This is a genomic window from Marinobacter sp. AC-23, assembly GCF_001858325.1.
Taxonomy (GTDB): domain Bacteria; phylum Pseudomonadota; class Gammaproteobacteria; order Pseudomonadales; family Oleiphilaceae; genus Marinobacter.
This window is the reverse complement of sequence record NZ_MBPP01000001.1, coordinates 315,609-333,243: the sequence shown is the minus strand read 5'-3', so window position 1 is coordinate 333,243 and position 17,635 is coordinate 315,609. Positions and strand designations below refer to the sequence as shown.

Annotated in this window: 17 protein-coding genes and 3 pseudogenes; 13 read left to right on the top strand and 7 right to left on the bottom strand. The window is 51.9% G+C overall.

Annotated elements, in window-relative coordinates; all coding sequences use genetic code 11:
- The first annotated feature begins 2 nt into the window (after window positions 1–2).
- Window positions 3–2,337 (top strand): annotated as a pseudogene (locus BCA33_RS01530) (glucose/quinate/shikimate family membrane-bound PQQ-dependent dehydrogenase).
- Between the two features lie 84 nt (window positions 2,338–2,421).
- Here BCA33_RS01530 and BCA33_RS21110 read toward each other — a convergent pair.
- Window positions 2,422–2,922, bottom strand: coding sequence for a hypothetical protein (locus BCA33_RS21110; protein ID WP_254774099.1), 501 nt, complete (start codon window positions 2,920–2,922; stop codon window positions 2,422–2,424).
- 5 nt (window positions 2,923–2,927) lie between these two features.
- Window positions 2,928–3,386, bottom strand: coding sequence for a hypothetical protein (locus BCA33_RS21105; protein WP_071263071.1), 459 nt, complete (start codon window positions 3,384–3,386; stop codon window positions 2,928–2,930).
- Between the two features lie 255 nt (window positions 3,387–3,641).
- Here BCA33_RS21105 and BCA33_RS01515 point away from each other — a divergent pair, with 255 nt between their 5' ends.
- Window positions 3,642–4,703 (top strand): nitronate monooxygenase family protein, encoded by a 1,062-nt coding sequence (locus tag BCA33_RS01515; RefSeq protein WP_071263070.1) that lies wholly within the window; start codon window positions 3,642–3,644, stop codon window positions 4,701–4,703.
- A gap of 12 nt (window positions 4,704–4,715) precedes the next feature.
- On the opposite strand, the gene BCA33_RS21100 is transcribed toward BCA33_RS01515, so the two are convergent.
- Window positions 4,716–5,141, bottom strand: coding sequence for a hypothetical protein (locus BCA33_RS21100; RefSeq protein WP_254774098.1), 426 nt, complete (start codon window positions 5,139–5,141; stop codon window positions 4,716–4,718).
- A complete protein-coding gene (locus BCA33_RS21095; RefSeq protein ID WP_254774097.1) occupies window positions 5,117–5,986 on the bottom strand; it encodes a triacylglycerol lipase in 870 nt (289 codons plus the stop codon). The genes BCA33_RS21100 and BCA33_RS21095 overlap by 25 nt, the downstream gene beginning before the upstream one ends.
- Window positions 5,987–6,152: 166 nt before the next feature.
- Between BCA33_RS21095 and BCA33_RS01505 the strand changes: the two genes are divergently transcribed.
- Window positions 6,153–6,557: an antitoxin Xre-like helix-turn-helix domain-containing protein gene (locus BCA33_RS01505; RefSeq protein ID WP_071263068.1), complete on the top strand. Its 405-nt coding sequence runs from the start codon at window positions 6,153–6,155 to the stop codon at window positions 6,555–6,557.
- Window positions 6,557–7,258, top strand: a complete 702-nt coding sequence (locus BCA33_RS01500; protein ID WP_139172851.1) for an RES family NAD+ phosphorylase — start codon at window positions 6,557–6,559, stop codon at window positions 7,256–7,258. Before BCA33_RS01505 ends, BCA33_RS01500 begins: the two co-directional genes overlap by 1 nt.
- Before the next feature lie 21 nt (window positions 7,259–7,279).
- Here the strand turns inward: BCA33_RS01500 and BCA33_RS01495 are convergent.
- A pseudogene (locus BCA33_RS01495) lies at window positions 7,280–8,487 on the bottom strand (MFS transporter).
- A gap of 150 nt (window positions 8,488–8,637) precedes the next feature.
- On the opposite strand from BCA33_RS01495, the gene BCA33_RS20160 reads away from it, so the two are divergent.
- Entirely contained in the window at window positions 8,638–9,240 is a 603-nt protein-coding gene (locus tag BCA33_RS20160) for an MBL fold metallo-hydrolase (RefSeq protein WP_139172850.1), read from the top strand.
- A complete protein-coding gene (locus BCA33_RS20155; protein WP_139172849.1) occupies window positions 9,237–9,632 on the top strand; it encodes a hypothetical protein in 396 nt (131 codons plus the stop codon). Before BCA33_RS20160 ends, BCA33_RS20155 begins: the two co-directional genes overlap by 4 nt.
- Here BCA33_RS20155 and BCA33_RS01485 read toward each other — a convergent pair whose 3' ends face one another.
- Both BCA33_RS01485 and BCA33_RS01480 read right to left on the bottom strand, forming a co-directional pair.
- A complete protein-coding gene (locus tag BCA33_RS01485; protein ID WP_071263066.1) occupies window positions 9,633–10,967 on the bottom strand; it encodes an ATP-binding protein in 1,335 nt (444 codons plus the stop codon). It lies immediately after the preceding gene.
- Entirely contained in the window at window positions 10,954–11,619 is a 666-nt protein-coding gene (locus BCA33_RS01480) for a response regulator transcription factor (protein WP_071263064.1), read from the bottom strand. The genes BCA33_RS01485 and BCA33_RS01480 overlap by 14 nt, the downstream gene beginning before the upstream one ends.
- A 204-nt stretch (window positions 11,620–11,823) precedes the next feature.
- Between BCA33_RS01480 and BCA33_RS01475 the strand changes: the two genes are divergently transcribed.
- From BCA33_RS01475 to BCA33_RS01445, 7 genes and pseudogenes are all read left to right on the top strand, one after another.
- Entirely contained in the window at window positions 11,824–12,357 is a 534-nt protein-coding gene (locus tag BCA33_RS01475) for a cupredoxin domain-containing protein (protein WP_071263063.1), read from the top strand.
- Between the two features lie 96 nt (window positions 12,358–12,453).
- On the top strand, window positions 12,454–14,241 hold the full coding sequence (locus BCA33_RS01470) for a copper resistance system multicopper oxidase (RefSeq protein ID WP_071263061.1): 1,788 nt from the start codon (window positions 12,454–12,456) through the stop codon (window positions 14,239–14,241).
- Window positions 14,238–14,987, top strand: coding sequence for a copper resistance protein B (locus BCA33_RS01465; protein WP_071263059.1), 750 nt, complete (start codon window positions 14,238–14,240; stop codon window positions 14,985–14,987). Before BCA33_RS01470 ends, BCA33_RS01465 begins: the two co-directional genes overlap by 4 nt.
- 168 nt (window positions 14,988–15,155) lie before the next feature.
- Window positions 15,156–15,508 (top strand): annotated as a pseudogene (locus BCA33_RS01460) (hypothetical protein).
- A gap of 11 nt (window positions 15,509–15,519) precedes the next feature.
- The gene (locus BCA33_RS01455) at window positions 15,520–16,872 is read left to right on the top strand and encodes an APC family permease (RefSeq protein WP_071263058.1); all 1,353 of its coding nucleotides are present in this window, start codon (window positions 15,520–15,522) and stop codon (window positions 16,870–16,872) included.
- A 30-nt stretch (window positions 16,873–16,902) separates the two neighbouring features.
- On the top strand, window positions 16,903–17,130 hold the full coding sequence (locus BCA33_RS01450; protein WP_071263057.1) for a hypothetical protein: 228 nt from the start codon (window positions 16,903–16,905) through the stop codon (window positions 17,128–17,130).
- Between the two features lie 65 nt (window positions 17,131–17,195).
- Complete coding sequence (locus BCA33_RS01445; RefSeq protein WP_071263056.1) at window positions 17,196–17,615, top strand: cytochrome c; 420 nt, start codon at window positions 17,196–17,198, stop codon at window positions 17,613–17,615.
- Window positions 17,616–17,635: the final 20 nt, after the last annotated feature.

The window sequence follows — 17,635 nt, the reverse complement described above, 5'->3', positions numbered from 1 at the left end:
ACATGATTATATTCTCGGTTCTTTTACTGCTGCTCGGTTTGGTGTTACTGGGCGGTGGTCTTTGGCTTGTCTCACTCGGCGGCAGCCTGTACTACGCGATTGCAGGCATCGCACTGATTGTTACCGGAGTTGCGGTTAAAGGTCGCCGGCCGATTGCTCGCTGGGCATACGCCATATTTCTGGCAGGCACCGCTGTCTGGGCACTATGGGAATCTGGCCTCGATTGGTGGCCTTTGGCTACGCGGCTGGGAGTGTTCTTGCTTTTGGCGATTCCGCTGCTGTTTCCTGGCCAAAAATTTCAGCAAGGAGGCCTGAAGGCTCTCTTTCCGGTATGGGTTGTGGTTGGCTTAATTACCGTGTCCAGCCTCGCCTTTGATCAGCATCGCATTGATGGTGAGCTCAATCAGGACATCGTGACTGCGGAGCCAATATGGGCACTAGTTCAGATGATAGCTGGCATGCTTATGGTCGGAGTAATCTGGGGCAGCGTTATTCGCCTTTGGATCAGATTACTGCAGAAAACGTCGGTACTCTCGAGAAAGCCTGGGAGTATCAGACCGGAGACCTGCAAAGACCTGACGACGTTGGCGAGGTCACCTACGAAGCTACCCCTGTAAAGGTGGGTAACAGCTTGTTTTTATGCACACCGCATAATTGGTTGGTGGCACTGGATGCGGATACCGGCGAAGAACAGTGGGTTTACGATGCAAAAGTGCCGATGGAAAGCCAGCGGCAGCACCAGACCTGCCGAGGGGTATCGTATCTACCACCGTCTGATGGAGATGCAAATGCGATAGGCGTTAAGGCAGTCAGCGAACCCGCAGAAGACCTTGCCAGCGTTCAGTGTGATGCGCAGCTATTTATGCCGACATCTGATGCTCGGTTGTTAGCGCTTGATCCCGAAACAGGTGCCCGCTGCAGTGGCTTTGCCGAAGATGGCTCATTGGATCTGATGCACAACATGCCGTTCAAACAGGACGGTTATTACTATTCGACATCACCACCTGTGGTGGCCAATGGTTTGGTTGTGGTTGCCGGGGCGGTCAACGACAACTACGACATTGATTCGCCATCCGGCGTGATCCGCGCTTACGACGCGAAAACCGGAAAGCTGAAATGGAACTGGGACCTGCCAATCCGGAAAGTACCGACCCCATTGCAAATGGCGAAACCTATAGCAAAAGTTCTCCCAACAGCTGGGCGGTAGCCAGTGCCGATGAAGAGCTCGGGTTGATCTATTTTCCTATGGGGAATCGGACGCCGGATCAGTTGGGCATGTACCGGACTGAAAAGGAAGAAAAGTATGCTTCATCTGTCGTGGCTTTGAGCCTGGAAACCGGGCGCGCAGCCTGGGTTCAGCAGTTTGTTCACCACGATCTTTGGGATATGGACACGCCGGCGCAGCCGAGCCTTGTCGATCTGACAACCGAAAAAGGCGTGGAACCGGCGCTGGTTGTTCCAACCAAGCAGGGTGATGTCTATGTGCTCAACCGGAAAACAGGGGAGCCCATCGTTCCTGTGACCGAACAGAAGGCGCCCCAAGGCACGATCGAAGGCGACTATGCCTCCGCAACGCAACCGGTTTCGGGCCTGAACTTCCGGCCTCCGGCACTGACAGAGGCCGATATGTGGGGTGCAACCGCGGTAGATCAGATGATTTGCCGTATTCAGTTCCGCTCTCTGCGCTATGAAGGGCAGTACACGCCACCGTCTGAGCAGGGAACCATCGTGTACCCAGGTAACTTTGGGGTGTTTAACTGGGGCGGAATCGCCGTTGACCCTGAACGTCAGGTGATGTTTGGTATGCCACTTTATTTGGCATTTACCTCCACGCTGGTACAAAAGGAAGGCGCGGAGTTGGGCGAAACCAATCAGGGTGAGCAGGGCGTTAACGAAAACGCGGGAGCACCTTATGCGGTTGAGATGAAACCCTTTCTGTCACCTTTGGGCATCCCATGCCAACAGCCGCCCTGGGGTTATGTGGCGGGCGCCGATCTTCGTACTGGCGAAGTTGTCTGGAAACAGAAAAACGGTACGGTCTACGATATGACCCCGTTGCCATTACCCATTGAAATGGGTGTGCCAGGCATAGGTGGCCCCATTATGACCGGAGGCGGCGTCGCATTCATGGCCGCAACGGTTGATGACTATTTGCGGGCATACAACGTAACAACCGGTGAGCAGCTTTGGCAGGCACGCCTGCCTGCCGGTGGTCAAGCGACTCCAATGACGTACGTGAACAGTAAAGGTGAGCAAATGGTGGTGCTTGTTGCCGGCGGCCATGGTTCCATTGGAACCACGTTTGGCGACTATGTGATTGCCTATAAGCTACCTTAACTTTTGCCAGTTATAGGCCCGTAATACATCCGTCACCGGTTAGCCAGGCATTGATTGGTTAACCGGTGGCGGATTGTTCCGGGACTACTCAATAAAGTTTGCCTGGCTTGCGATTAGTGGCGATAGCTTTATGTTCCAGTGTTCCATACCACTTTTGCTGTAAACGTAATGCCCGCTCAGGGATTTAATCTGCGGTACGCGCTCAGGGTCTACTCCATTGAGAATCAACGACGCCAGCCGGGCACCCGTAATACCTTCCTGAGAAGCTGAAATTGTAAAGCCGCCCAAGGCTTCCTGTGCTCCGATAGAGATGTCCCAGAATGAAAAGATCGGAATCGGTGAGCTGACGTACGCCTGATTTATAAGCTCTTTTGGCGGTACATAATTATTTTCGCTGTCCCGAATTGTATGGTGGGTGCCTATTATTACGGCATCGTACTTGGTATAGGCCGTTTCAGCGGCGCTCAACCAAGTATCTTTGTCATTCGTGAGTAGAATATCTACCTGGGAGCCGTACAGCTTAGCCTGGCGTTTGTCTCCGAAGTAATCATCGACCGCATTGCGCATGGTAGTCGAGTCATCCATCAGAATTAAAAAGCGTTCTTTCTGCCGGAGAACTTTACGTAAATGACGGACGCTTTGCTCAAAAACGGGCGTTCCAAAACCCCGGTAACCAGAGGGTGCTCGAGGGCAGGGTGTTGTACAGGGGTACCGTTAACACCGAAAAAAACAACGGGAATTTTCTGATCAACTAGATGCTGCGCCATTAGTGAAAACGCATTGTCGTCGCCCAAAATAGCGATATCCGGCTTAATTTCCGCCACTGATTTTTGAATGCTAGCCGCTTGCTGAGGCCACTGAGCTGGGGGTAATCGTTTTGTATCCAATTCGAAAAATGTGATGTCGTGCTGTTCTCCCAGTACGGACTTTATGGCTACGATATAATCTTGATCCCACTTGTACTCTTTGTGATAGCTTTGAATGACGACCACGGTCTTGCTGAAACACAACGGGCTTACGAGTAGTAAGGCTAGAATGAGCAGACGCATGTACTGTCCCTTATTTTTGTTTGAGTGTTGAAAGAGCCGGCAGCCCAAAGACCTGCTAGCAATAAGCGAACCATTAAACTAAGTCATTGTTACTTAGGCTTTTTTACATGGAAATTAACCGGCGAGTCTGGCTTTCCGTACATGTTGTCTGGGATTCTTTACACAACTGTTCGTTTTTCAGGACAGATCGATAATAAGTGACTTGCTTTCCGGACACCTCGTGGTTTTCAGCCAGTAGCCCATAAGGACAATCCTATGAACTCTCGTGAAACATTGTTAAAGCGATTGGGTATCAAGCATCCTGTTATTCAAGCGCCGATGGCAGGTGTAGCCACGCCTCAGCTGGCTGCGGCCGTCACTAATGCTGGGGGGCTGGGATCACTGGGGCTTGGTGCCAGCTCTACCGACCAGGCCCGGGAAATGATTAAGCAAACTCAGGCTCTCACCGCCGGTCCGTTCAATGTGAACGTGTTCTGTCATCAACCTGCACTCCGTAATGCAGGAACAGAAGCGGCATGGCTGCGCCATCTTGCGCCTTTGTTTGCTGAGGCCGGCATAGCGCCGCCGAGTTCGCTCAACGAAATCTATACCTCTTTTATTGAAGACAAAAATACGCAAGAAGCACTGCTTGAATTAAAACCGACAGTTGTCAGCTTTCACTTCGGATTGCCGGCAGCTGAGTACATTGCTGCTTTGAAGAAGGCCGGTATCTACACCATGGCAACGGCTACATGCCCCGCTGAAGCAGCGGAGATTGAGGCGGCAGGCATTGATGCTATTGTGGCTCAGGGCATAGAAGCGGGCGGGCATAGAGGCATATTCAATACGGATGCAACAGATGAGCGCCTGAGCACTGCGGTGCTTGTTCGGTTGCTTGCGCGTCAGGCCACGCTGCCCATTATCGCAGCCGGCGGAATTATGGATGGTTTCGCAATGAAAGCCGCTTTGGACTTAGGTGCTGCTGCAGTTCAATTCGGCACAGCATTTGTTTTGTGCCCCGAGTCGTCAGCGAATAACGCTTACCGCGAAACACTGAAAAGCGGACGATCTACACAAACGCGACTAACCAAGGTGCTCTCCGGCAGACCTGCGCGCGGAATTGTTAACCGGCTGATTACGTTCGGCGAGGAGCAAAATAGCCCACCGACGGCCGGTTACCCGGTAACCTACGATGCTACCAAGCGCCTCAATGCCGCGGCTTCCAAGCTCGGTAACCATGAGTTTGCTGCCCAGTGGGCAGGACAGGGCGCCCCCTTAGCGCGGGAGTTACCGGCCGCAGAATTGGTTGCGTTGATTATGGAAGAGGGGCGCATTTAATCAGGATCCTACTCACGCCAGCCATTCAAGGATCTGGTCGTGCACCACCTTGTTATCGAGCAGGTCCAAGTGGTTCAGCTTTTCGAACACTCGGCAATTTTCCGGGCGTATGGATAGCTTTCTTAAATCATCACCATGCTGCCCTTTGGCGCTATCTAGCCTAACCAAGAGATCACCCACCATAGTGCTGGGAAGATCCGACGCGCTGTTGCCGATGGTTGCGGCTATGAAATAATGGCGAGTCCCTTCCTGCAGTGGAACCGGCTTTCGATGGTCTGGGTGAAAGTCATCCTGATCGAAGCCTTGCCAGTCATCGTCCAGCAAATTGCCATGCCGCAGATCCTTGATGCCTGCGCTGGTGTGCTGGCCCAACGCAAAAGGGCTGGCGTAGCGGAATTTCCCCATCACAAAGGTCAGCAGGTGGCTGGCTTTGGCCAAGCTGCGCCGTGGTGAGGTGAACCGAGGTACAGAGCATTTTTCAACAGCTCAGCCCAAGGTAAGCTGAGTTCGCTGCCGTACCAGCTGGCGCTGCGGATAACGAGCCCGCCCATACTGTGACCAATCAGAGTTAGCTCTTTTACTTCAACCGGCCAGGCCTCAACCAATGACTGAAGTTGTTCGCTTAACTCCTTACCATTGCTGGAAATGTGCCTTCCAGTATTGTAGTTAAGATACAGTGGAGTGAGGCCATGCGCACGCTGAAGTTCGGTACCTAGATTACCTTCATTGTGGCCTCTCCAGTACTCATGTGAGAGGCATAGGCCGTGCACTAATACGACGATACGTGAGCTTGCATCTGGGATCACAACTTTGAGATTTTCTGAATCTTGCAGCAGCTTCTCGCCACGATTGTTTCTGAAGTGCATGGAAATGGCGAGCGGGTTGCTACTGGCTTCCAGGTGATCCCCGCAAACGCCATTCAATGCCGCCGCAACTCTCACACTTTGTGGGGAATGTGCGTGGTCATCTTCCACTGAGAACTTATCGAGGGACTGATGCAATCCCTGCTGCAGTGCAGACATGGTCGATTGAATAATTCGGTAAGTGTGGCCTTGCCGTTCATCATGAGACACGCCTGCGACATCGCGCAGCCGGTTCAGTGGGTTGGCCTCCCGCGCAATAGTACGATGCATCTTTTCTGTAATTTGGGTAACACCGCCAGCAACATCCAAGAGTAGTTGTGCCGAACCGTGCAGCGACTTGATAGATACCATTTTGCTGTACTCCAAAAATGCGTTCAGAACGTGCTGATCTAGCGATACGGCTATTATCCAAGAAATCATGACCTGCGCACATGGCTTGTTTTAAGGAAACAGTGGGCAGTTGGGTATTATTCCATTCATGCGGTATGGAATAGGCAAATAGATCAGGTAAAACACTAATTGCCAAAAGTGTGCACATACAGGTATATTGTTCACATATGAACAGAGGTGTTGCTGGAGGTGTACCATGACAGCAGTGGTTGAACGTAGAAGCGCAGAAGGTGATCGCGAGGCTGAAAAAGGGCGCGTGGCGTTAAAAGGGTTCTTTCGGATAACGGAGGAGTGGGGGTGTAGTGCCGATGAACGGAGCAAGCTTCTTGGAGGTCCTTCCAGAACAACGCTCTATAACTACTCAAAACTAAATCCTACTAAGCTCTCTAATGACATAATGGAGCGCATCAGCTATATCCTGGGTATCTATAAGGCTTTACAGATTCTGTATCCGACCCATGAGAGAGCAAGCCGCAGAATTCGCCTAAAAACGTCTGAAATACCCTTTTGCGGCAAGTCAGCCATGGAGTTCATGACGCAGGGTTCAATGATGAACCTGATGATGACTCGCCAATACTTCGATGCCAAGCGGGGGTGGTGATGTTTGCCACGCCTCCGCTGCACGTACCCGAGTGGCAAACTTACCGAATCATCCAAAGCCATTACCCACCCATAGACCTTTTCGAGCGCATATACGAGCCGCATGAATTTGAGTTGGCGTTTGAGATTGAGGGCATGACAAATCCCCGGTTGCGTGACGAAGCTGGGGATATTCAACTGGTGCATCCCGGCGACCGGGTAAGCGGACCTGGAAGCACGCCCGTGATGGCGTCCTTCACCCATATTGGTTTTGGAAGCCGCTTTGCTGACAAGCACTTTGGAGCATACTACGCTGCCAGCACGCTTGAAGGGGCTATTCGCGAGACTGTGTTCCACAAAGAACGTGAGCTGGCAGCCGCCAATGAAGACTCCATAGAGCTCACCATGAGAGCTTACATTGGGCGGGTGGCATTGGAGATGCACGATATTCGTGGGCCGGAATTCATAGATTTGCATAATCCGGATGCTGACGATTACGTTTTAAGCCAGAAGTTTGCAGGCCGATGGCGCAAAAAGGGATCAAATGGGTTGGTGTACAACAGCGTCCGGCATCCGGGCAGTGAATGTATAGCCGCTTTCAAGCCGAAATCTGTTTCTATACCTGTGCAAGGGCCACACCTGAAATACTTCTGGGATGGCGACAAACAACGAATTACTCACTGGGCAGAAATAGGGGAGCCACATTCCCTGAACGGGCAGTGACTGTGGTGCTTAGAGCCACCATTACCCAGCCTCAGCGCTCGCCGATTTGTTGTTTTGTTGGCTCTGAGCCATAAAGAAGACAGCCAGGCCGGCAACGGCTGTGGCGGAACCCACGTAACCGGTAACCTGCCAGCCCATACCCGCACTGATGGCCATGCCACCTAACCAGGGGCCAATCGCATTGGCAAGATTGAAGGCGGCATGATGAGAAGCCGCCGCCAGGGTCTGGGCACCGTGCGCAACATCCATCAAATGGGTTTGGAGGGCAGGGCCCATGGCCACCATCAGTGCAACCATAAAGCAGGCAATCAAAATACTCCAGATTGACCCTGTGGCCAGCGGGAACAGTGCCAACATAACAGCAGCCCAGAGCAGAATTACACCGACACTTTTGAATTGCAGGCGGTCAAAAAGCCAACCACCCAGAATGTTGCCAACAAAGCCCCCCAAGCCAAATACAAACAACGCCACAGGGATCCAGACAGGATCCGCCTGGGTGACATTCAATAGGTTGGTGCCAGATAACTGAAGACACAGAACATTCCTGCAAACCCGACTGAGCCGATGGCGAGGGGATACCAGATTTGTGGGCGATTGAACGCACGCAGTTCGCTCAGGGAACTATGGCGAACTTCTTCACGGTTCAGGGGTAGGAAAACGTAAACAAGAACCGTGGTTAGTGCGGCCACACAGGCCACAAAACCAAAGGCGTATCGCCATTCGAGATGCTGCCCCAGCAGCGTTGCCAGCGGATTGCCGAACAACAATGCTAATGCCAAGCCCATCATAATATAGCTAACAGCTTTGGCTCTTTGGTTTAGTGGCACCAGCGATGCCGCGACCAGTGCAGCAACGCCAAAGTAGGCTCCGTGGGGCAGACCGGCTATAAACCGGGAAATCATCAGCGTTTCGTAGCTCCCTGCCATCGCACTTGCGAAATTGCCCAGCGCATAAAAAGCCATCAATGCTATGAGTAGGTGTTTGCGGAACAATTGTGCGCCAAAGATCGCAAGCAGAGGCGCGCCGACAACAACTCCTAACGCGTACGCACTGATCAGGTGCCCAACCTGGGGCTCGGTAATGCCAAAGTCCAGTGCCACGTTGGGCATAAGCCCCATGATGGCAAACTCACCGGTGCCGATTCCGAACCCGCCCATGGCAAGGGAAAAAATAATCAGCATAACTTTCTGGCGTGAATAGGCGGTCGCGGCAGGTAAGGGATCAGGCATGAAGTACAGGGCCTCGGGAGTGGTAAAGTGGCAGCCGGGCATTGTATAACAAGGTCTTCAGAATGTGCTAAATAGACCAAAAACTTGAAACAAGCCGATACGGCTCCTAGTTTGAGTAAACCTATTCATAAACTTTAACAGGACAGGATCATGCGGCCTCAACTCGCCATAGCGATTAGCGTTATTTCTATTATGGGCCTGAGTGTCAACGCCACTGCAGCGGCTGCCGATCAGCCCCTGGAATTGCCGGGGATCACGCAACAGGGCACAGGCGCGGACTCCTATGCCTTCACGATTGGTGACGTAAGAGTCACGGCGCTTTCAGATGGTTCCGTGCCACAGAATCTGCATAAGCTTTTGCACGGCATCACCAAAGAGAAGATCGACGAACGATTGGCACACGCTTATCAAAACAGCCCTGCTGAGGCCTCAATCACTGGGTTCTTGCTTGAAGTGGGCGACAGGATCGTTCTTGTAGACACAGGCGCGGGTGAGCAGTTCGGCCCCGGCATCGGCGGCAATCTTCTCGACAGCCTGGATGCAGTGGGGTTTAGCCCCGACGATGTGACCGACGTTTTGATCACTCACGCTCACTCGGACCATGTGGGCGGCTCATCCAAAATGGACAAATCGTATTCTCCAACGCCACAGTCCATATTGGTAAGCCGGATATCGATTTTTTCCTGGATAGCAAAAATGCGGAGCGGTTCGACTACAACCCCGGGTTTTTCGAGCAAGCTATTCAGATTTTGACGCCTTATGCCGACGCAGAGAGAATCGACGTTTTTGATGAAACCATGGAGATTCTTCCTGGGCTCACCGCCAGCCTGCGCCCGGGCCACACGCCCGGCAGTGCTTTTTACACGTTAGAGAGCCAAGGCCAAACCCTCACGTTCATTGGCGACATTATTCATGCAGTGGCAGTTCAGTTACCGGACCCCTCGGTAACCATCGTCTATGATGTCGATGAGAAGATGGCCCGCAATGTACGCTCGGAAGCGTTTTCGGCTTTCGCCAATGATTCCAGCTTGGTGGCTTCGCCGCACCTGTTTTTCCCGGGTGTCGGCCATATACGCAAGGCACAGGAAGGCTATGACTGGGTGCCAATCAGTTATGGCAACCGGGAGATTAAAAAGGATAAGTAATTAAATAGAGATTTCGACCAATACCTTTAAGCCGCCTTTCGCGCCAGCTGAAAAGGCGGCGTTGCCCTCATAGCGGGCAACGATGTCGCGAACGATAGCAAGACCCAGTCCATGGCCCGGGGTTTGTTCATCCAGCCGCCGACCTCTCTGACCAAGGTAGATCCTTTCATTCTCTGCAACGCCGGAGCCGTCATCCGTTACGATAATGTGTGCCAAATCGTTATGCTGCTCTAAAGAGAGTTCAACGCACTGTGCAGACCACTTTCCGGCATTATCGAGCAAATTTCCTAATATTTCGTTCAGATCATGTTCCTCAATTGGCCAGCGAGACTCTTCAGTGAGTGACGTAGATAGCTCGAACGATTTTTCCGGATAGAGCCTGCCCAGCATCCATAGTAGGTCGCGCGCCTGCTTCACTGGGTATGCACTCTTACCCACTTGTGGACCGGCAAATTGGCTGCGGCGCATTTCCGCTTCCAACTGTTTGCCAATATCGCTCAGGCGCGACCCCATTTCATGTCTCAAATCATTATCCAAGGGACGGCTAGTATCTTCGAGCACCTGCCTAACGGCCGCGATGGGTGTCTTGACACTGTGAGAGAGGTTTGCGAGCGCTTCGCGGGAACGTTCAAGCCGCTGATCCAGTGAATCTAAAAGTTGATTTAGCTGTTGTACCAGTGGTCGGAACTCTTCCGGAGCCTGTGCGTTAATCCGTGATATTTCACCGCTCTGTAATTGTTTTAGAGCCGCTTGGAGCGAGACAACTGGCCGCATTGACAGGTTAATGCCAAACCAGATAATTCCCACCAACAAAAAGATCAGCAAGATTGATACGATCGCTGTCCAGGCATGCAGTTCCGCTTGGCTATTTTGCAGGGCGCCCAAATCTTCTGAAACGATCACTGTAATAGGGGTGTTGTTCACAATAAATGATTTCCGATAGGCCAAAATGTCGGAGGGCGAGTTGGATGTTTCCGCATTGTGTACTCTGATACTTTTTTGCTGATCTGACTGTAGCAGGGGGCTCAAGATCGGGCGCCAGGATTCCGGCGATATAACTGTTTGAGTTGGGGACTGGATAGCAAAGGCATGATGAAACACTTCCTCAAAATAATCCCCGGTTTGAAGCATGTCTATTTGGCCTTCGGCTTGGCGAATATGATGCTCCAGAAAGGCCACTTCGTCTTTCAGGCGGCTTTCTACAAACTCCCGGGACATCCGCTCCAGCAGTAAACCGTGCACAAGCCATGCAACAGCCATCAGGCCAATCCCCGCTGGTAGCAGTAAGAGCAGAAGCGCACCTTTTACGGAGACAGGCTTTCTAAACAGCGTCATTAAACAGGTATCCTTGACCGCGACGCGTAGCAATGGTTTCCGCCCCAACCAGCTTTCTCAGGCGTCGAATGTAGGCTTCGATGATGTTTTCATTTGGACTTTCGTTAAGATTGTAAAGCTGCTCCATGAGCTGCTCCTTGGAAAAAATATGACCAGGCCGGCCCATCAGGCATCGCAGCAGCCGAAATTCGGTGCCGGTTAGGCTGTGTTCTGAGCCATCGTCGACCTTTAAGCACTGTCGGTTCTCATCCAGTTCGAAGCGCCCCGCCTTAACCGATGACTGCACTCTTCCTTCACTTCTTCGCATGATGGCGTTCAGTCTGGCGATCAGTTCTTCGGTTTGAAAGGGTTTGGCCAGATAGTCGTCTGCGCCGGCTTTCAAGCCGTTTACTTTATCTTGCCAATCCCCCCTTGCGGTCAGTATCAGTACCGGAAAGGTGGCTTTGCTTGAGCGCCATTTTCTCAGAACGTCCAGGCCATTTCCGTCTGGTAGCCCGAGATCCAGAACGCCTGCTTTATACTCCTCCTGCTCCCCCAAAATAACTGCCTCTTTGGCGGTGCGAGTGATGTCTACACTGAAGCCAGCTTTCTCAAGTTGGCTGGCAAGCCCTTCCGCAAGCAATCGGTCGTCCTCTACTAGCAGTAATCTCATTGGTCGCTCCCTTCGTTGGGCCAAAACAGGCTAAAATAGTGTCGCCGGTCAACCTGAATTCAGCCTGAACTGAAAATAATTCGGTATTTTTCAGAAAGAGTTCAGGTTAGTGCGCCAAGGTAACACTCGTTTTAACCAAGTGCCCTTGTTTTTGGGCAATCGCATTCAGGTACAAGCCTGAGCAATTTTACAGGAGAAAATTTGATGACTTCATCAAAGTTTGTCGTTGCAGTACTCGCTATGTCAATTTCAGCAGCAGCTCTTGGGGCTGGAGCTCACGATGGTGGACACGGTCATGGCGCTAAGATCGGTGAGCCGGGTAAAGCCTCGGATGCCAGCCGCAGTATCACAGTAAAAATGTACGACAACTACTACGAGCCTGAAACAATTAACGTCAAGCCGGGCGAAACGGTACGTTTTGTTGTTGAGAACAAAGGAAACCTGGTGCACGAGTTTAATATCGGCACTCCAGACATGCATGAGTCGCATCAAGAAGAAATGATGATGATGGTTAAGCACGGCATTATTCAGGGAGGCAAGCTTAACCACGACATGATGGAGATGGACATGGGGGATGGCCAGTCCATGAAACATGACGATCCAAATAGTGTTTTGCTAGAGCCAGGTGACAGCCAAGAGGTTGTCTGGACATTTTCTGAGGAGAGCAATATCGAGTTTGCTTGCAACGTTCCGGGGCACTACCAGTCTGGCATGTACGGCGAAATAGGTTTCAACTGATATCTATCCGGATCAGGCGAGGGTTGATCGCGCCCGCTCATTCGCCGGCGCGCTGAAACTAATGTATAAAGCAAAGTAGTTAGGGAGTTGTTGTCCATGAAGAAAGTGCTTGTTACAGGCGCTCTAATCCTGCTCTTGCCGACCATCGGTCTAGCGGGTGAATACAACCTGACAGTAGATCGGGTTGAAATCGATACCGGGGAATTTGTAAAAGAGGGAGTAGGCTACAACGGCGAATCTCCTGGTCCGGTACTACGTTTTAAAGAAGGCGAAGAAGTTTCTATCAATGTGACTAACAACCTTGATGAGGAAACCTCCATTCATTGGCACGGCCTGATCCTTCCTTTTCAGCAGGATGGTGTTCCGGGGATCAGCTTCTCGGGCATCAAGCCGGGAGAGACATTCACCTACAAGTTTCCCATTACTCAGTCTGGAACCTACTGGTTTCACAGCCACTCAGGTTTTCAGGAGCCAGAGGGTGCGTATGGCTCTATTATTATTGAGCCAAAAGATCGTGAGCCGTTTCGATATGATCGGGAATACGTCGTTCAATTGACTGACAAGCACCCACATTCCAGCGAACGGGTCATGCGTAATCTCAAAGTGATGCCGGATTACTACAACCGTGAGCAGCAAACTGTGGGGGAGTTCTTTTCGGACGCCTCTGAAAACGGCTTTCTGAACACAGTAAAGGATCGTCTGGCATGGGGCGACATGCGGATGATGAAAGCCGATGTCGAAGACCTCCAGGGCTTTACCGGGCTAATTAACGGCAAGGGTCCAAAACAGAATTGGACCGGTATCTTTGAGCCTGGCGAGCGCATTCGGCTGCGCTTCATCAACTCATCTGCTATGACCTATTTTGATATCCGGATTCCGGGCCTTAACATGACCGTTGTGCAAGCCGATGGCAATAACGTCCAGCCTGTTAGCGTGGATGAGTTTCGGATTGGTGTCGCGGAAACCTACGATGTGATCGTTCGGCCCAAAGACGATCAAGCCTATACAATTTTTGCAGAATCTATGGGGCGCACCGGCTATGCGAGAGCAACGCTGGCACCAGAAGAGGGGATGGAAGCTCCTGTTCCAGGACTGCGTGAGCCGGCTCGATTGACCATGGCTGACATGGGCGGTATGCCCGGCATGGATCATGGCGACATGTCAGGCATGGATCACGGCGATATGGACAGTTCAACCGAGATGGCTGGTATGTCTGACATGGATCATTCCCAGATGAATGGTATGGACCATTCGAAAATGAAGGGTATGGATGATTCGAAGATGACGGGCATGGATCATTCAAAGATGGCCGGCATGGATCATGGCTCGATGGCGATGTCCGACGGTGGTCCAAGCGATCCGTTTTATGCCCAAGGCAGTGGACTGGTTCCAGAAGCGGCGAATGGTGGAAAATTTCTTTCCTATGCTGACCTTAAAGCCCAGAAGCCGCTTTATGAGGAACGTGAGCCAACGCGCGAAATTGAGTTGCGCCTTACGGGCAACATGGAGCGCTATACCTGGAGCATTAATGGCGTTAAATACGAAGACGCAGACCCTATCCGCCTCAAGTATGGCGAACGGGTTCGTTTTAAGTTTGTGAATGAAACGATGATGACGCACCCCATGCATCTTCACGGTATGTGGTCGATTCTCGATGTCGGCGCAGGCCAATGGAACCCAATCAAACACACCGTCAGTGTGCAGCCGGGTACCACGGTGTATATGGAAACTGAAGTTGACGCACCTGGTCAGTGGGCTTTCCATTGCCATCTGACTTATCACATGGCCGCGGGTATGTTCCGTAAGGTGATTGTTGAAGGTGGGCCCGAATCTACACAGGCAACGTCTAGCGAGCAATCTGTTGATGTTGGAGGTGACGCATGAAGCGTTGGACACCGTTGATTGTCAGTGCGGTTTTGGGCCTGGGAGTTGTACCCGCGCTAGTGTCCGCACAAGAGCGGATAAAGGACACCACTGAGCGGAAGCAGCCGTTAAAGGTGTGGGGCGCGCAATTCGAGGAGCTAGAATACCGTTACAGCGACAATGATGAAGAGGTTGGCGTTTGGGACGCCGACTTCTTCTACGGAACCGACAATTTGAAAGCTCGCTGGCTTTCAAGTGGCGAGTACTCCTTTGACGAGCAGGCCTACGAATCACTGGAGAACCAGTTAGTCGGTCAGATCCCGATATCCAAGTTCTTCGATGCAAAAGCCGGGGTACGGTTCGACACACCGGAAGGCCCGGATCGCACTTACGCGGTTCTTGGCGTTGCAGGGTTGGCGCCGCAGTGGTTTGAAATCGACGCTAACCTCTACATGAGCAAGGATGGGGACACATCTGCTGATCTGGATGCAGAGTATGAACTGCTCTTTACTAATTACTGGATACTCACCGCGTCTCTGGATGCAACGGTGGCATTCAGTGAGGATCGGGAAATTGGGGTAGGTAAGGGTCTGGTGTCGACCGAAGTCGGGTTGCGGTTAAGCTATGATCTTATTGACCGAGCCGTCTCACCTTACGTTGGCATCGTTCACGAACGTAAATATGGCGACAGCGCCGATTTCGCGAGAGCGGACGGTGGTAGTACAGAAGATTGGTTTGCGGTGGTTGGAGCGCGACTCTCCTTCTGATAGAGCTGTAGACGGGCCTTGGGCATTAACCCTTGGCCTGTTTATGCATAAATTGATGTAACTCAATTTTGAGTGTGAACGGATCGGTTGCATCTTCGATTTTCAGCTTGGATTCAGTTTGGGGTGTTGTGATAGAGGCTGGATCAATCAGCTGAGAGGTGTAAGGCTATGGCCAAAGCCCATAAAGCAACAAACCAAGAACAGTTTCTGCTCAGGCGTAAACTGACTGTCGAAGGCCTTACTGACGATCAGTGGGACGACGTTATCCAGGAGCTGAACCATCATCCCTGTGTTGATTTCGCTGAGGGCAAACCGGAAGGCAAACTCGTTGTCACGTTCGATGGCACACATTGGTCTACCGACGCGCTGATTGACGTTATTGAGGCACGCGGTGGCAATTTAAAGGGCGGCTGGTGGCGCGCCGAAAACTTGCACGGTACAGGTTCAGTGATGAAAACGTCCGGGCAAATGCCAACCTCGATCCTTTCTGCTGTTCAAAAATCCCACCAATGAAAAAATAAATGGAGGTAAGATGAACGGGGAACAAGACAGAACCGCTCGCTACCAAGAGGGCAGCCTGACATTGTCAGGGACGGTTATGTTAGGCACCGGTGTTATGATTGGCGCTGGCATATTTGCACTCACTGGGCAAATGGCTCAGATGGCGGGTGCGCTCTTCCCGCTAGCCTTTTTGGCGGCCGCAATCGTTATCTCCTTCAGTGCTTATTCTTACATTAAAATCTCCAATGCGTACCCTTCTGCCGGCGGCATTGGCATGTACCTCCACAAAGCGTACGGCGATGGCTTGGCGACAGCGTTCAATGCCTTGCTGATGTATTTCTCCATGGTGATCGCGCAGAGCTTCCTTGCTCGAACATTTGGGTCATACACCATGCAGCTTTTTGGAGGGGATGAAGGTGGACGCATGGTGTCCATACTGGGTGTATCGCTCATTTTGGCGGCATTCCTGATCAATCTGCTTGGCAATCGCTGGATTCAGGGCGTCGCTTCTTTTATTGGAATCCTCAAAATTGGCGGCATTCTTGTCTTCGGGCTGGTAGGTGTGTGGCTGGCCGACAGTCTTGCTGTCGATTTCTCCAGAAGCGGCGAGACCGGCGCCTTCGGTAACTTCCTGGGCGCAACGGCGCTGGGCATACTGGCCTTCAAGGGATTTACCACCATTACCAACAGCGGATCCGAGGTGAAAGACCCGCATCGCAACGTCGGTCGCGCCATTGTTATCTCCATTGCCGCCTGCGTTGTGCTCTACACACTGGTGGGATTCGCTGTTTCGAGCAATCTATCTCTCGCCGAAATCATTGAAACTCAGGATTATTCTTTGGCGGCGGCAGCGCGCCCGGCACTGGGTGAATACGGCCTGTGGTTCACAGTTGTGCTTGCCATGATGGCAACGGCTGGAGGCATTCTCGCCAGTATTTTTGCAGTCTCTCGCATGCTGGCCATGCTGACCGAGATGAAACTGGTGCCCCACAGCCACTTTGGAATGCCTGGCAGCATCCAGAAACACACTCTTGTATATACCGTGGTGCTGGGCCTGATTCTGACCGCCTTTTTCGACCTTTCGAGAATCGCGGCGCTGGGTATTGTGTTCTATCTGATCATGGATATATCTATTCATTGGGGCGTGCTGCGTTATCTACACAAGGACGTAAAGGCCAAGAGATGGGTGCCAGCGGTTGCGATAGTTCTGGATTTGGTGGTTTTGGGCGGTTTTGTCTGGGTCAAGCTGAACACTGACCCCTTTGTCATCGGTGTGGCTGTGGCGACAATGATTGTCATTGCAGTTTCCGAGCAGCTATTTTTGAAGTCGTCCGCCAGAAATAAGGCGATGAAAAGTGATGAGTCTAATGAGCACAGTCACTAATATTCAACACGTATATCGGAGGGTAATCCTATGATGGAAGGGGATATGTTTGGTAACACTATGTGGGCCGGGCATTGGCTATGGATGCTGGTCATTGCCATTGTAGTGATTATACCGGCCTGGCGAATCTGTCAACGGACCGGTTACCCAGGCTGGATGGGAATATTGATTCTTATTCCGGTTGTGAACCTGGTCCTTCTGTACTTCGTCGCGTTTGCGGAATGGCCGGCAGACAAAGCAGGGGCGCGTAATGGGTGAGGGGTAGCGGATTGATGATGAGCAAAGGCTGATTGTGTCCCAAGAAGTCAAGGAACAAAAATACGATGTTTAAGACAAAAGCCTTATTCGGCGTTCTTTTGGTTGCATTGCTTAGCGGCTGCACTGAAGGGACGGTGGAGGGCCGATGGTATACTCAGGTCCAGATCGAGCATGGTAAAACCGTATTCGAGGAAAATTGCGCAAGCTGCCACGGCACCGAGGCTCAAGGCTCCTTCAATTGGAGGAAGCGACTGGAGGATGGCACCTACCCACCACCGCCACTCAATGGAACAGGCCACGCCTGGCACCATCCATTTGACATGCTGATGGGCACAATCGCTCAAGGTGGTGCTCCCATGGGCGGACAAATGCCTGCCTTCGGAGATGTACTCTCCAAGGACGATCAAAAAGCCGCGATCGCATTCTTCCAGAGTAAATGGGATAAGCGAATTTATGATGCGTGGTCTGAAAGGAGTGGGCTCTAACCTCCCCGGTACAACCGACC